Below are 13,949 nucleotides of genomic sequence, written 5' to 3'. Positions count from 1 at the left end.
CAGCCTTAATAATAAGTTTTCCTAATATAAAAGATAGAGTAAAAATGCGATACCAACTCCGGAAAGCCCACCAAAAAAAACTTCAATCGGTTGATGACCAAGTAACTCTTTTAACTCTTTACGTTTTTCAAACTCTTCCTTCTTATTCCAATCTTTAGCACCTTCCACAAAATGATTGAAATCTTTCATTAATTGATTTAATAGCACAGCTTGTTCACCAGCTTGTCTCCGAACCCCTGATGCATCAAACATAATAATAATACTGAAGACACATGCAACAGCAAATGTGGTTGATGCAACACCGTCGACAATTCCAATACCAGTTGACAATGCAGCTACAGCGGCAGAATGACTACTTGGCATTCCTCCAGTACTAAAGGCGAGATCTGGCTTAAATTCTCTTGTAACAATGAATCGTATTGGGATTTTAATGACTTGAGCAAAAACGATTGCTGCGAGTGAAGCCCATAATGGAAAATTTAAAAACAAGTCCATGAATGGATAATCATCCTTTCTGTGCTTTTACATGGTGCTAGTAAATATCTAATATGTGTAGTATATGTATTTTACGTCAATATATATGGATAATTTTATCATATGAAATAATAAAATTCATGGATTTACAAGTATGTAAAAATAAAAAAAGGATCATTCTACGTTGAATGATCCAGAATATCTTTATGCTTTTGCTTTTACTGATGTCCACCTCATCGGAACACGTTTTGCCAATGTCACCATGAATACTGCGGCTAAACATGCAAGGGCCGTATCTTTTACAATAAACGGTGTCATACTAATCCATGCTATCCTATAAGAGATGTCTAGAGCTAACCACGTATTCATTGCAAGGTACATATACGATACACCAATTGTATAGTTCATCACCAAACCAACTAACGATGCGATTGTATAAATAGGAACAGAAGGTTTTTTGCTTGCTTCCGAAATCCAACCAACAAAAAAAGCAATAAAAACGAATGAAATGATAAAGCCGCCTGTAGGACTAACTATAGCCATAGGTCCTGCGCTCATATTCGCAAAAACAGGTACACCAGCTACACCTACAAGAATATATGTAATCATTGAAATTGAACCAAGTTTTTTACCAAGCATTAATCCTGCTAGTATTGCAAAAAATGTCTGTAATGATAACGGAACAGTTGCCCCACCAATTGGTACTGCAAGCATTGGGAACCAAACTGCGATATTGGCACCAAAGGCCATTAAACATACAAATACTGCCCCAAATGTTAGATCAACGGTACGTAATTTATTCATCAAAACCCTCACCCCTCATCATTATAATAAACAGGATAGGGGACTATTGTCAACTTAAATTTTGGTAAGTTAACAATAAAAAGCCGATAGATTGTAGAAATCTATCGGCTAATGATTATTTTATTGCAGCTTCTAAAGCAACAATCATCATTTCATTAAATGTAGTTTGACGTTCCTCTGAAGACGTTTCTTCACCTGTCAAAATATGATCGGAAACCGTAAGTACGGAAAGTGCTTGGCGATCGTACTTTGCAGCAAGGGTGTACAATGCAGAAGATTCCATTTCGATTGCTAGGACTTTATATTTTGCAAGCAATTCGTTTATTTCCTGTGCATTATCACGATAGAACGTATCACTGGTAAATACATTACCTACGCGAAGGTTCATTCCTTTTTCTATTCCAACATCATACGCTTTTTTCAATAAATCAAAGTCAGCAAGTGGAGCATAGTCTATACCATTGAATACCATTCGATTGATTTGGGAGTCTGTTGTTGCACCCTGTGCAAGAATCACATCACGAACTTTTACATCCTTTTGGATTGCACCACACGTTCCAACGCGGATTAATTTTTGAACATCATAGCTTTGTATTAATTCGTTTACGTAGATGGATATTGAAGGGACTCCCATTCCAGTTCCCTGAACGGAAACACGTTCTCCCTTATATGTTCCAGTAAAACCGTACATTCCACGGACTTCATTGTATTGTGTTACATCCTCTAGAAATGTTTCGGCAATATATTTTGCCCGTAATGGGTCACCTGGAAGTAATATTTTATCTGCAATTTCATTTTCTTTAGCGCCTATATGTACACTCATATATGTTCCTCCTAATTAAAAGCTTACTAATAAAAATAACGTTATCACAACGATTTATGAAAAACAAATAAATTTCCTACTCGACACTGTTTTTGTTTCATTCAATCATAAAATTGTATATAATATAGTTAGTTTACTTTTTTCACAAGTTGAGTGTAAATTTAACTATTCATAAAGCTATAAGGGAAAGGATGAGATAAAATGAAAGAACAAACATTTACAATTACAGCAGATACGGGTGTTCATGCAAGACCAGCAACATTATTGGTTAATAAAGCAGGACAATTTGAATCAGAGGTTGAGGTTTCCTATAATGGTAAAACAGTTAACCTTAAATCAATCATGGGTGTTATGTCTTTAGGTGTACCAAAAGGTGCAGAGGTTAAAGTTTCGGCAACTGGTGGAGATGAAGAAGAAGCATTAAATGGTGTTGCTGAAGTAATCAAAGAACATTTAGGTGAATAAGTAAAGTAGCTAGAGCTAATATTAACTCTAGCTTTTTATTTTTCAGATAAGAAAGTATAAACTTTGGCGTTAATCTGTCTAGCTCCAGCGCCTAGCCCCTCGAGGTTTTAAGTCAAATCTCTTTGTGATAAAAATCATCACTAAGAGATTCGTCTTAAACTTGTCGGGGCTGACCAAGGCGCTTGCGCTTTTCTAATGGAATGGTAAATCAGAAATAATTATGGTTTATAAGAGGTGAATGATTTGAATATTTCCGTATCACAGCTACCAGGAATTGGGCAAAAAATCTCAATGAAAACATCAGAGGACAACATGCTTGTTATTATTGTTCATCATACTGGAAAGCGTGAACTTTATTTTTTCGAGGATAGCGATAGTGATGAAGCAGATTTCGCAATGGATTTAACCCCAGAAGAAACACGTGATTTAGCTGCACAATTACTCGGAACAACCTATCAGCCTGCAGATATTGAGAAAATCCGTATGTTTAAGAAACAAATTATTGTGGACTATATTAAAGTGAAAGAAAAATCATCACTTGTTGATAGAACAATTGAAGAATCTGATATTAGAAATAAAACCGGTGCAACAATTATTGGAATCGTCCATGGTGACGATGTTATTGCAATACCTGAAACAGATACCACGTTAAAACCTGGCGATGTCTTAATGTCTGTCGGTAAAGAGGATCAAATTTCTTCTTTATCTAAGCTATGCCAGGGAGAGGAATAAGTTGGATTGTTAAGTGATGTTCCCGCATTATTAGGGGCCGGTCTTGTTTTACTCGGAATTTTCGTTTTAGGTTTTATAGCCTTAAAAACAAAATTCCCAAGTGTTATCTTATATATCTTATTTGGTATTGTTTTAGCCGGAATTTTAAGTCACAATGCGATTTTACATTTCTCAAGTGAAGTTTCGATTGTATTAATGTTCTTTTTACTTGGATTAGAATTTAGTACAAAACGATTAGGTTCGATAGCGAAAAAGATTTGGAGTTCAGGGATACTAGATGTTGTGCTCAGCTTAGGTGTTTCGATGATTATTGCTTTTGGATTTGGACTGGATTGGTTCAGTGCATTTCTAATTGGCGGAATAACTTATGCAACTAGTTCCTCTATTACAGCTAAATTATTGGACGATAAAGGACGAATGGCTAACGCTGAGACTGAATTTATTTTAGCAATATTAATATTTGAAGATTTGATTGCGCCGATTGTCGTAGCAATCCTGATAGCGTTGAGTGCAGGTGATGCGTTTACAAGTAGCGATCTTCTCTTATTGGTTGGTAAAATTATAGGGCTAGGATTACTGGCAATTGTACTTGGAAAAACTTTGTTTAAGCATTTTGAGAAGTTTTTATTACGAATTGACGATGAAGATTTCAAATTCGCATTGTTAGTTGGGATTGCGCTTGCTTTTGGTGGATTAGCATTATACTTAGGACTCTCAGAAGTGCTAGGTGCATTTCTTGCAGGTGTTATGCTTGCGGAAATTGGCAAAATTGAGCGTGTTGAAGGTACGGTATCACCAATAAAGAACCTTATGCTACCTACCTTTTTCGTTTACTTTGGCACAACTATTGATATAGGCTCAGGAATTCCAATGCCACTTCTTCTTACAACTCTTCTTATTTGGTCCGTGATCGCTAAGGTGATTGTAGGTGTAGTGGGTGGTAAACTATATGGCCTTTCCAAACGTGTATCATTACGTGCAGGTTTATCACTCTGTGCGCGTGGTGAATTTTCCGTAGTTATTGCTAGTGTGGCAGTTGGATCCTTAAAAGTCTTTGGTGGGATATACATTATTCTATCTGCTTTTATCGGAATGCTCTTATTTAGCTATGCTAATCATATAACAATTAAAATTTACGGTAAACCTGTTAAGAATAAGAAAAGCTTAAAGGTTCCAACATAATTTTAAAGAAAAGCGGTCATGCTTCTCAAACAGCATGACCGCTTTTCTTTAGTTATACTTTCTCTCTAGTTCTTCTAACGTTTTTAATGCCTTTTTGTTAAAAGGTGTATCTTTATAGGCCAGTTTGTTTTTCAGTTTTTCAACTGATTTACTTAGTGACTCTTTATATGCAGGTAATTCCCCTTCAAAAGGGTGAACTGCTGGTTTCGCCACGTTCATTTTTTCATTGTAGGCGAGTGCTTTCCGTTGGTGAAAGAATACATCATCAACTTTTCCTGGGTTATGTAGATCACCTTGCATCGGGTGCTTATGAACAGCTAATACCTTTATAAGAAAACGGTCACCGCGATCTTCCATTACTTCTCCTATGTAAATACCCGAATTATAATGTGCGCGAACTAGTTGTCCGAGTTGTGTGTCAGCCATTGATATAAACCTCCATAAAAATATGATTATGTCTCCATCTTACTTTATTTTTGAAAAACTTCAATAAAACAAGGCTTAATATTATGGCATCTTTATGAACAAGTGTCGTTTCAGTTTAAGGAAAAACACCTATTTGGTATAATGATGTCGAAAGGCGTGAGTACCTATGATGGAGTTTCTTTATTTTCCAGAAGACAAGTCGGAATATATTCCTGCATTGATAACATTACTTATTTTTATGATTGGTGCTGCTATTACGATGTATTTTTTCTATAAACATTCCAAAAAGGAAGCAAAACGGATTGATGAAAAGTATAATCTGAACCAGGACACCGAAAATTATAGCGATGATAATAAAAGTGAATAAATCCTCGAAAACTGCTAATTCCCAATAGGTTTTAGTAGTTTTTTTGACGTTAAACTTTTGATTACTTTGTTCCTTTTTGGTTGATACTAATAAAAAAAGACCATGGAGGACCTGAGAATGATACGTAAAGTAATGATCGTGCTATTTTTAACTTTTCTAATTGGATGTCAAAGTGATGAGCGGACTACATTAAAAGTAGATATGTATAACACTGCTGGTGATATGGTTGGAACTGCTAAATTTAAAGAGCAACCAGAAGGAGTTTCTATAAAATTGAAGGTGGAAGGATTGACACCAGGATTACACGGGATCCATGTTCATGAATTTCCAAAATGTAAAGGACCAGATTTTAAAAGTTCCGGGAACCATTTTAATCCAGAAGGTAAGGAACATGGACCGATGAATCCAAAGGGACCACACTTGGGTGATTTACCAAACGTAGAAGCTGATTCCAGTGGGGTAGTGGATGTTGAGTTGATGCTGGCCGGTGCAACGATGTTAGAAGGAAAGAAATCTCTGTTTAAGGAAGAAGGGAAATCACTCATCATTCATAGTGAAATGGATGATGGCGTTAGTCAACCTAGCGGAGAATCAGGGGAACGATTAATTTGTGGTGAAATTAAGCTGAAGAAGGATTCAAAGGAATCCCCAACTGACCCAACTGAATCTATTGAAAAAAATAAAAAGTAAAACCGTTGCTTATGCTACCGGCGTAGTATAAGCAACGGTTATTTTTAAGAGCAAGGATAGTATAAACGAAAGATGTCTAGCTCCAGCGCCCAGCGCCTAGTGGACTTCCTTCACCTCCGTACGATAACAGTTCGACATAGTCGAACGTCCTTATTCGCTTTAGCTCACCGTGTTTCCTTTATCTCTCCAGGTAAAAGGAAGATTCGATTAAAACCGCCACTTTGCGTGGCAACATCGAACTACCCACGTTGCGTGGGCACAGTCCATACGTCGCTAAACGGGCGCTTGCGCTTTTCCTATTTCCCTTGAACTGCGTTAATAATTCGTTTAACACCTTCTTCAAGTGTAGCTCTTGGGCATGCAATATTCATACGCATGAACTGTTTACCTTCATCCCCATATTCAATTCCGGCATTAAGCCCAACTTTTGCGTTTTCAATCATGAATTTTTTCAACGAATTGTCGTCTAAGTTAAGTCTACTGCAGTCAATCCATAATAAATAAGTTCCTTCTGAATGGATGACTTTTAATTTTTCAGTGTGTTGACTAAACATTTCTACAACATAATTTCGATGGTCATGTAGCACATCTCGTAATTCATCAAGCCACGCGTCACCATGTTTATAAGCGGCTTCCATTGCAAAATTACCCATGGTGTTTAACATATGGTGACCTTGACTTTCTAATTGATCGGTAAGGATTGAGCGCTTTTTCTTATCCGCGGTTATGATATAGGATGCCTGTAAACCAGCTAAATTAAATGTTTTGGATGGTGACATAAATGTTATCGTTTCCTGCCTGATTTCATCTGACAAAGACGCAATTGGGATGTGTTTATTCCCCGGAAACGTTAAATCACCATGGATCTCATCACTTATCAGTAACACGTTATAGGTTAAACACAGATCGGCCATTTTTTTTAATTCTTCTTTATGCCAGACTCTTCCAACTGGATTATGTGGGGAGCATAGAACAAATACTTTCACACCACTTTTTAGTTTTTCTTCAAAGTCATCGAAGTCAATATGATAGGAGTTATCCTTGTAAATTAACGTATTCTTAACAACTTCCCGGTCATGCTTTTTTATTACATTATAAAATGGTGTATAGACAGGAGTTTGGATTAGCACCTTGTCGTTAGGTTCGGTAAAAGCTTGAATTGCCATATGTAGACTTGCAACAACACCAGGGCTAAATGAGAGCCATTCTGTATCAATTGACCAATTATGACGTCGTTCAAGCCACTCCGCTATTGAATATTTTACATCGTTATCCAGAATAGTATAACCGAAAATTCCGTGTGTCGAACGCTCGACTAACGCGTCAATGACAGGCTGTGGTGTTTGAAAGTCCATATCGGCAACCCACATTGGCAATACTTCTTCCGATTGAAAAACCGCTTGAAGAATATCCCACTTTACGGATCTAGTTTGCTTTCTATTATGTACATTAGTGAAATTTATCATTTGAAAACCTCCCTGTTAGCTAGTATATCGAATCAGATCAGAAAAGAGCAAGACACGAGCTTTATTACCAAAATGGGGATAGTAAAAAAGCACAAAAAAAAGCAAAGCGTTATACGCCTTGCTCACAGGGGGAATACGAGAAAGTCTTACATTATTAGTATTACCCCATCTGGAATTTAATAAACACATTTTGACAATTATTTTATAAAAAATTTTTATGTGTAAGGAAAGTATAAAATGTGACATTGAATATTTTGGTCACTATGCAGGGCCATGTCCAGCTCCAGCGCCTAGCCCCTCGAGGTTTTAAGTCAAATCTCTTTGTGATAAAAAACATCACTAAGAGATTTGACTTAAACTTGTCGGGGCTGACCAAGGCGCTTGCGCTTTTCTTAGAGACGTTTTTCTAAATCTTTTTTCATGTCTTCAAATCCTGGTTTTCCTAAGAGTGCAAACATATTCTTCTTGTATGCCTCAACGCCTGGTTGGTCAAATGGATTTACACCTAATAAATATCCACTGATTGCACAAGCTTTTTCGAAAAAATAAACCATGTATCCAAAGGTATATGCATCAAGGGCAGGTAATTCGACTACTAAGTTTGGAACATTCCCGTCAGTATGTGCAATCATCGTACCTTGGTATGCTTTATCATTTATTTCATGAAGACTTTTTCCTGTTAAGTAATTTAGACCATCTAAGTTTTGTTGATCTTCTTTTACCGTTATTTCTTTCTTAGATGAATTTACATGTAAAACTGTTTCAAAAAGATCGCGCCTGCCATCTTGAACATACTGTCCTAATGAGTGTAGATCGGTTGTGAAATTTGCGGATGCAGGAAAGATACCCTTTTGATCTTTACCTTCACTTTCACCAAATAATTGCTTCCACCATTCGGATACATATTGAAGCTGTGGTTCATAATTAACCAACATTTCAATTGTCTTTCCTTTGCTATACAAACAATTCCTTACAGCCGCATATTGATATGCTGGATTTTGGTCTAATGAATCATTGGCTAGATCATCCGTCGCTTTCTTAGCTCCTTCCATCATGTCATCAATGGAAATTCCACTTGCTGCGATGGGTAATAGACCGACAGCTGTTAAAACAGAGTAACGCCCACCAACATCATCAGGGATAACAAAGCTTTCATAACCTTCTTCTGTTGCAAGTTTTTTTAATGCGCCTTTTTCTTTATCAGTAGTTGCATAAATTCGTTTTTTTGCTTCATTGGCACCGTATTTTTCTTCTAAAAAGTTACGGAAAATACGGAATGCAATAGCCGGTTCAGTTGTTGTTCCGCTTTTGGAAATAATATTGATTGAAACATCTTTGTCCTCTAGAATATCAAGTAATTCCTGCATGTATGTTGAACTAATATGATGCCCAACAAAAATAATCTGAGGTGATTTACGTTCCTCTTTGCTCAATAAATGGGAAAAAGAATGATTTAACATTTCAATTGCTGCACGTGCTCCCAAATAGGAACCACCAATACCAATCACAAGTAAAACATCCGAGTCCTGTTTAATTTTCTCAGCACTTGCCTTGATTCGACTGAACTCTTCTTGATCAAATGTATGAGGTAAGTCTAACCATCCTAGAAAATCATTACCTGCACCAGATTTATTATGTAATGCATGATGTGCGACGGATACGAATTCGTCCATTTGGTTAAGTTCATTCTCGTTTAAGAATGGGATTGCTTTTTTATATGAAAAACTAATGTGTGTCATGCTATGCCTCCTTGTCAATCTATCCATTTTACTTTATCGAACTAATGTCATGAAATCAAGAACAAGCATGCATATATTTTAATAAAACGGAAAAAATAGGAGGGAAAGATAATAGAGGAATAGACATATAAAAAAGAGGCTCAGTAACCAAATTATACTATTTCCATAGTAGCAAAATGGTGAGTGGCCTCTTCCTTTATAAATTAGTTCTTGTATGTTTCTTCTCGCTCTTCGGATTGTTCAATCCATTCTTCTAATTTATCTTTTAACGTGTTAAAACCTGCTGAACTATCTTGTTGTTGTTGCACTGCAGGTTGGCTTCTAGGTGCTTTTGCCTGTTTCTTTGGTGCTTCTTCTGTTGCGCGAATAGATAATGATACTTTATTTTTTTCAGAATCTACGTTTAATACTTTAACATTTACGTCATCGCCGACTGTTAAATGATCATTAATATCTTTCACATAACCGTGCGTAACTTCAGAAATATGAACCAAGCCTTGTGTTTCATCATCTAAAGCAACAAATGCACCATATGGTTGAATTCCTGTAACTTTTCCTTCTAAAACTTGACCAGTCTCAAACTTGTCTGTCATGCTGAACAACTCCTATACCTTTATTCGATTCTTTTCACACAATATAACATTTTACCACAAAGTATCGATTCAAGCAAAAAAATTCGAAAGGAAGATAGAAATGGTCCCATTAGATTCTACTATTGAAGATACAATGTTTTCTTTATACGTCCTAGAAGAACTATTAAAGCCGGAAGGATTTGTTATCGGGTCCAGTTGGGATTATGATAGTGGATATTTTGATTACTTAATCGATAATAAAGAAACATATTACTTTTTGCGCATTCCCTTTTATGCTGTAGCCGGATCACTTGATTATCCAGGAGTTACAGTTCGTGTTGATAAACCATTTCTGCTGGCTCATGAATACCGAAAGGGTGTAGACGAGACAGCAGAGGCAGGGGCAATAAGTGGTGCCGTAGATCAATTCCAAACACCTACAAATCCTGATGCAGATATGCCACCTGAGTACATTGATATGGGTAAAGACATAGTCAAAAAGGTGGAAGGATTACTTATCCCAAGCTGACATGGTGACTACAGCATCACCGGATTTTAATAAGAAGTCGGGAGAAGGATTTAAATTCCATGCATCATTTCGCTTAACCCCAAGTAGGAGCTGGTGTCCCTCAAGAAAATAAATCACACCATTCAAATAGGATTTATTTTCCAAGTCGGACGGTAATGTCCGCTGTATAAACTGTTGATTTTCTAACAGTTTTGATACCAGTTCAATTGGGTTATTTGTTCTTGCAAAAATTAGCTCATGATAAAGTAGGCTACTTAGTAAATTATTTGGTCGAACGATGGAAGTAGCACCTGCTCGAACGGCATTATCCATTTGTTTATCTGATAATACTTCTGCTATTAATGGAACTTCATTGTTGTTTCCCCTAATGGCTACTGTTGTTAAAATTGTGTAATGATCAGCGCGTTTTTCTTTTTTCGATGTATCTGCAGTAATTAAAACTGATTTAGCTGCATCCACGTTTGCCTTCAGAAGTGTTTCATCTTCAGTAGGATCACCATATATAAAGTGGACAGGTATTTTTTGATAGGGAAGATGCTGTAAGCTGTTATCAATGAGAACAATTTCAGTAAGTTTATCCTTGGACATGATCATATCGACAAGTTGGCTAGTGCGCTCATTCCACCCAACGATGATTATGTGATTATTCCCTTTGTATGTTACTTTTCCTTTAGATAAATTGCTCTCATGTTTAATTGTTTCGGATGATACTGTTGTGATATAAAAAGTGATTAGCCCACCACCAGATAGAATCAACAAAATGCCTATAACCTGCCCAGTAACTGTTAGAGGTACATAATCACCATAACCCACTGTAGCACCTGTTACAAAGGCCCACCATACTCCCTCAAAAATGGTTGGAAATTCTTCGGGCTCGATATAATGAATCACAGTACCAAATAAAATCATCAGCAAAAATACAGTAATTAATAAACGCAAAATGATAGGTAGTCTAAAATAAATATGCTTAATAAGTTCAATTCGCATGTTGTCACCTTTATTTGAAAGATTTTTTAACGCTTACGCTTTTTAGTACAGTATGGACAAATGGGCATAAAAAAAGACATCAACGATTGATGTCTTTTAAATAATTATTGGATTGTTTTCTTTATACTTTGATAGACTTCATCCCAGAAATCCGTGTTGTCGCGAAATGATTTTGTCATGAAAAATAGCATTTCGTTAAGTTTTTCTTTGTAATCATAAGCGTCCTCGTTTGGTAAATTTGCACGAGAGTCGTTAATAAATGATTGAATTTTTTCTGCACGAGGCCCCCATTTTGCAACTTTATTTCCGTTTTCATCGATAAACACAAATATTGGTATGGATCTTGACTTTCCGTTAGTAAGGTATTGATCCATAAGTTCGAGGTTTTCATCCCGTAGTAACACCGACACTCCCATATTTGTTTGTTCAGCAATTCGTAGTAAGATTGGTACATTTAACATAGCGTCTCCACACCAATCCTCAGTAAGGACAAGTACACGAAGTTGTTTGTCCTTGACCTTTTGGAAGAAAGCCTCATCAGCAGGTATAGTAAAATGATCATAAATATGTAATAAACTTTTTTTATGTTTCTCCATCGATTCTATATATGCATCAGGTGACATTCCTTTTTCATACCACTCATTTAACGTCATTTAAATTTCTCCTTTTTATTCGTCTCTTTATAAAAGGCTGTTTTCGTAAAGATTGTTGCTTTTGAGAGAATAGATATAAACTGTGACATTACTGCTGGTTGATTTCCGCTGCGTACCGTTGCTTTCCGCGGGCACGGCCTCAGCCTCCTCGAGAAGACCACTCTGCGGGGTCTTCAGACTCGTGCTGTTCCCGCAGGAGTCAACGGTCCGCAGCGAAAATCAACTGCCATAATAGTAAAAGAAGCTATATAGTACTGCTTCCAGACACTATGTTAGCGAAGGAAATACACGAAGACTCCTGCGGAAACAGCGAAGACGATGAGACCCCGCAGTGAGCGGTTTTTGCTCGCGAGGAGGCTCAGCGCGAGCCCGCGGAAAGCGTAGTGTATTTCCGGAGCGGTATGCTATGTCGCAGTTTATATCAACTATGAAGATGAATAAGCAACAATGCGTACGAAAAGAGCCTTATAAAAAGTCTACCCAACTTGTTCGGTTTAGTAAACAAAAGTGCCCTCGTCAAAAAAGTTTGCTATGATTGTAATAGAATGATTATTTAAATAGTATTAGGAGGAATTTTTAATGGAACAAGCAAACCGTGACTTTTTATTAGAACTACTAAAAACCCCATCACCATCAAGCAATGAAATGGAGATTCAGAAAAAATGGATAAGTTATGTAAAAGATTTTGCAGATGAGATTCGTACTGACAATGCTGGAAACGCTATTGGAGTACTTAATCCAGACGCACCATTTAAAATTTTATTAGCCGGACATTGTGATGAAATAGCATTAGTTATTAATCGTATTGACGAGAACGGCTTCTTGCATTTTGACAAGATGGGTGGTATTAATCCAAAAGCGGCAGTAGGTATGAAAGTTACAATCCTAGGATACACGAAAACAGTGACAGGTGTTATTGGTGTGAATGCACAGCATCACGGCGGTCTTAAAAATGAATTTGGTCTTGAGGATCTATTCATTGATTGTGGATGTAAGTCTAAAGAAGAAATGGCGAAACACGTACAGATAGGTGATCTGGCCGTTTATAAAACAGAGCCGGAAATTTTAATGGATCGTTATGTAGCTGGGCGTGGACTTGATAACCGCACAGGTTCATTTATTGTTGCAGAAGTACTAAAACGACTAGCTACTAAAGGCTGTAATGTTGGTGTGTATGCGGCTAGTACAGTTAATGAAGAAACAAACATGGGTGGTGCATATTTTGCAGCAGCTGGTATCGAACCAACAATGGCAATCGCATGTGATGTTACCTTCGCAACAGACTATCCTGCAGTAAATAAAAATAAACATGGTGATGTTCGTTTAGATGGTGGTCCAGTACTTGCAAAAGGCGCACCGATTAATATCAAAATTAATAAACTGCTTGAAAAAACGGCGAAAAGACTAAACATGGATGTGCAATATGAGTTAACTCCTAGAATGACCGGGACGGATGCAGATAAAATGCGTTTAACGGGTAGAGGCGTTCCAGTATCACTGGTTTCTTTGCCGTTACGATACATGCATTCTCCTGTTGAAACAGCTAGTTTTGAGGATATCGATGAAGAAATTGAGCTACTTGTAACCATGATTGCTGACCTGACTGGTGAAGAAAGCTTAAATCCGTTAGAAGACTAACATAAAGCAGTCAACTTTTTTAATGTAGTTTGAGGGCATAAAACCCCACTGAATAAAGGTTCACTTTATAAAAGCCTTAGATTGAAAATTCTTTTCAGTCTAAGGCTTTTTTGTGTAGATAGGACATTAGACATGAACGGGCTAAAGACGAATGAGACTAAAGTTTGGTTGTTGTGATGATAATTTAATGGAAAACAATGTAAAAAGGACTGTATCCCATTTGGAGAGTGCAAATAGAATAATAAATTGTTATTAATATAGGTGCAACTGCTCATTTTTTAAAATTGTTAAAATTTTCTAGCAAATAGTTCAATAGTCATAACACGTATAAATCCTGATAAAATGCACACTTGAGCTGCTGTTTTAAAGGCTAGTGGGTCTATTTATCTGAGTGATAAAAAA

General features: G+C 36.8%; 16 protein-coding genes. 7 read left to right on the top strand and 9 right to left on the bottom strand.

The genetic code is table 11. The features are described 5' to 3' along the window. Positions 1–21: 21 nt before the first annotated feature. The 3 genes from LG329_RS04410 to deoD all read right to left on the bottom strand — a co-directional run bounded on the left by LG329_RS04410 (position 22) and on the right by deoD (position 2,101). A complete protein-coding gene (locus tag LG329_RS04410) occupies positions 22–495 on the bottom strand; it encodes a divergent PAP2 family protein (RefSeq protein ID WP_404453855.1) in 474 nt (157 codons plus the stop codon). A gap of 183 nt (positions 496–678) precedes the next feature. Beyond that, complete coding sequence (locus LG329_RS04405) at positions 679–1,278, bottom strand: biotin transporter BioY (RefSeq protein WP_404453853.1); 600 nt, start codon at positions 1,276–1,278, stop codon at positions 679–681. Between the two features lie 115 nt (positions 1,279–1,393). After that, positions 1,394–2,101: a purine-nucleoside phosphorylase gene (gene deoD, locus LG329_RS04400; protein ID WP_404453851.1), complete on the bottom strand. Its 708-nt coding sequence runs from the start codon at positions 2,099–2,101 to the stop codon at positions 1,394–1,396. A gap of 201 nt (positions 2,102–2,302) precedes the next feature. On the opposite strand from deoD, the gene LG329_RS04395 reads away from it, so the two are divergent. The 3 genes from LG329_RS04395 (at position 2,303) to LG329_RS04385 (ending at position 4,480) form a co-directional block, all read left to right on the top strand. Next, positions 2,303–2,566 carry a phosphocarrier protein HPr gene (locus LG329_RS04395; protein WP_404453848.1) on the top strand — a complete coding sequence of 88 codons (264 nt, stop codon included), beginning with the start codon at positions 2,303–2,305 and terminating at the stop codon, positions 2,564–2,566. Between the two features lie 243 nt (positions 2,567–2,809). After that, positions 2,810–3,298, top strand: a complete 489-nt coding sequence (locus tag LG329_RS04390; protein ID WP_404453847.1) for a cation:proton antiporter regulatory subunit — start codon at positions 2,810–2,812, stop codon at positions 3,296–3,298. 6 nt (positions 3,299–3,304) lie between these two features. After that, a complete protein-coding gene (locus tag LG329_RS04385) occupies positions 3,305–4,480 on the top strand; it encodes a cation:proton antiporter (protein ID WP_404453845.1) in 1,176 nt (391 codons plus the stop codon). Positions 4,481–4,528: 48 nt separating this feature from the next. Here the strand turns inward: LG329_RS04385 and LG329_RS04380 are convergent, their stop codons facing one another. Further along, on the bottom strand, positions 4,529–4,906 hold the full coding sequence (locus LG329_RS04380) for a kinase-associated lipoprotein B (RefSeq protein ID WP_404453842.1): 378 nt from the start codon (positions 4,904–4,906) through the stop codon (positions 4,529–4,531). A gap of 166 nt (positions 4,907–5,072) precedes the next feature. Between LG329_RS04380 and LG329_RS04375 the strand changes: the two genes are divergently transcribed. Both LG329_RS04375 and LG329_RS04370 read left to right on the top strand, forming a co-directional pair. After that, the gene (locus LG329_RS04375) at positions 5,073–5,273 is read left to right on the top strand and encodes a hypothetical protein (protein WP_404453840.1); all 201 of its coding nucleotides are present in this window, start codon (positions 5,073–5,075) and stop codon (positions 5,271–5,273) included. 117 nt (positions 5,274–5,390) lie between these two features. Next, positions 5,391–5,963 (top strand): superoxide dismutase family protein, encoded by a 573-nt coding sequence (locus LG329_RS04370; protein WP_404453837.1) that lies wholly within the window; start codon positions 5,391–5,393, stop codon positions 5,961–5,963. A 296-nt stretch (positions 5,964–6,259) separates the two neighbouring features. Here the strand turns inward: LG329_RS04370 and LG329_RS04365 are convergent, their stop codons facing one another. From LG329_RS04365 to yugI, 3 genes are all read right to left on the bottom strand, one after another. Further along, entirely contained in the window at positions 6,260–7,429 is a 1,170-nt protein-coding gene (locus LG329_RS04365) for a MalY/PatB family protein (RefSeq protein WP_404453834.1), read from the bottom strand. A gap of 392 nt (positions 7,430–7,821) precedes the next feature. Next, complete coding sequence (locus LG329_RS04360; RefSeq protein WP_404453831.1) at positions 7,822–9,168, bottom strand: glucose-6-phosphate isomerase; 1,347 nt, start codon at positions 9,166–9,168, stop codon at positions 7,822–7,824. 203 nt (positions 9,169–9,371) lie between these two features. Next, positions 9,372–9,761: a S1 domain-containing post-transcriptional regulator GSP13 gene (yugI, locus tag LG329_RS04355; protein WP_404453828.1), complete on the bottom strand. Its 390-nt coding sequence runs from the start codon at positions 9,759–9,761 to the stop codon at positions 9,372–9,374. A 100-nt stretch (positions 9,762–9,861) separates the two neighbouring features. On the opposite strand from yugI, the gene LG329_RS04350 reads away from it, so the two are divergent. Continuing rightward, positions 9,862–10,269 (top strand): YugN family protein, encoded by a 408-nt coding sequence (locus LG329_RS04350; RefSeq protein WP_404453826.1) that lies wholly within the window; start codon positions 9,862–9,864, stop codon positions 10,267–10,269. Here the strand turns inward: LG329_RS04350 and LG329_RS04345 are convergent. Beyond that, positions 10,252–11,256, bottom strand: a complete 1,005-nt coding sequence (locus LG329_RS04345; RefSeq protein ID WP_404453823.1) for a potassium channel family protein — start codon at positions 11,254–11,256, stop codon at positions 10,252–10,254. The two genes, LG329_RS04350 and LG329_RS04345, sit on opposite strands and share 18 nt — an antisense overlap. 104 nt (positions 11,257–11,360) lie before the next feature. After that, a complete protein-coding gene (locus LG329_RS04340) occupies positions 11,361–11,909 on the bottom strand; it encodes a thioredoxin family protein (protein WP_404453820.1) in 549 nt (182 codons plus the stop codon). Positions 11,910–12,488: 579 nt separating this feature from the next. Between LG329_RS04340 and LG329_RS04335 the strand changes: the two genes are divergently transcribed. After that, entirely contained in the window at positions 12,489–13,547 is a 1,059-nt protein-coding gene (locus LG329_RS04335; RefSeq protein ID WP_404453817.1) for a M20/M25/M40 family metallo-hydrolase, read from the top strand. The last annotated feature ends 402 nt before the right edge of the window (positions 13,548–13,949 follow it).

It is taken from the genome of Virgibacillus necropolis (genome assembly GCF_044793635.1).
Classification (GTDB): Bacteria; Bacillota; Bacilli; order Bacillales; family Amphibacillaceae; genus Virgibacillus_F; species Virgibacillus_F necropolis_A.
This window is presented reverse-complemented; position numbering and strand designations above follow the sequence as displayed.

Excerpts from the sequence above, each read along its gene's own strand:
- LG329_RS04345 (WP_404453823.1), bottom strand. The coding sequence starts at position 11,256 with ATGCGAATTGAACTTATTAAGCATATTTATTTTAGACTACCTATCATT.
- LG329_RS04410 (WP_404453855.1), bottom strand. The coding sequence starts at position 495 with ATGGACTTGTTTTTAAATTTTCCATTATGGGCTTCACTCGCAGCAATC.
- LG329_RS04405 (WP_404453853.1), bottom strand. The coding sequence starts at position 1,278 with ATGAATAAATTACGTACCGTTGATCTAACATTTGGGGCAGTATTTGTA.
- LG329_RS04380 (WP_404453842.1), bottom strand. The coding sequence starts at position 4,906 with ATGGCTGACACACAACTCGGACAACTAGTTCGCGCACATTATAATTCG.
- LG329_RS04340 (WP_404453820.1), bottom strand. The coding sequence starts at position 11,909 with ATGACGTTAAATGAGTGGTATGAAAAAGGAATGTCACCTGATGCATAT.
- LG329_RS04370 (WP_404453837.1), top strand. The coding sequence starts at position 5,391 with ATGATACGTAAAGTAATGATCGTGCTATTTTTAACTTTTCTAATTGGA.
- LG329_RS04365 (WP_404453834.1), bottom strand. The coding sequence starts at position 7,429 with ATGATAAATTTCACTAATGTACATAATAGAAAGCAAACTAGATCCGTA.
- LG329_RS04360 (WP_404453831.1), bottom strand. The coding sequence starts at position 9,168 with ATGACACACATTAGTTTTTCATATAAAAAAGCAATCCCATTCTTAAAC.
- LG329_RS04375 (WP_404453840.1), top strand. The coding sequence starts at position 5,073 with ATGATGGAGTTTCTTTATTTTCCAGAAGACAAGTCGGAATATATTCCT.
- deoD (WP_404453851.1), bottom strand. The coding sequence starts at position 2,101 with ATGAGTGTACATATAGGCGCTAAAGAAAATGAAATTGCAGATAAAATA.
- LG329_RS04350 (WP_404453826.1), top strand. The coding sequence starts at position 9,862 with ATGGTCCCATTAGATTCTACTATTGAAGATACAATGTTTTCTTTATAC.
- LG329_RS04395 (WP_404453848.1), top strand. The coding sequence starts at position 2,303 with ATGAAAGAACAAACATTTACAATTACAGCAGATACGGGTGTTCATGCA.
- LG329_RS04335 (WP_404453817.1), top strand. The coding sequence starts at position 12,489 with ATGGAACAAGCAAACCGTGACTTTTTATTAGAACTACTAAAAACCCCA.
- yugI (WP_404453828.1), bottom strand. The coding sequence starts at position 9,761 with ATGACAGACAAGTTTGAGACTGGTCAAGTTTTAGAAGGAAAAGTTACA.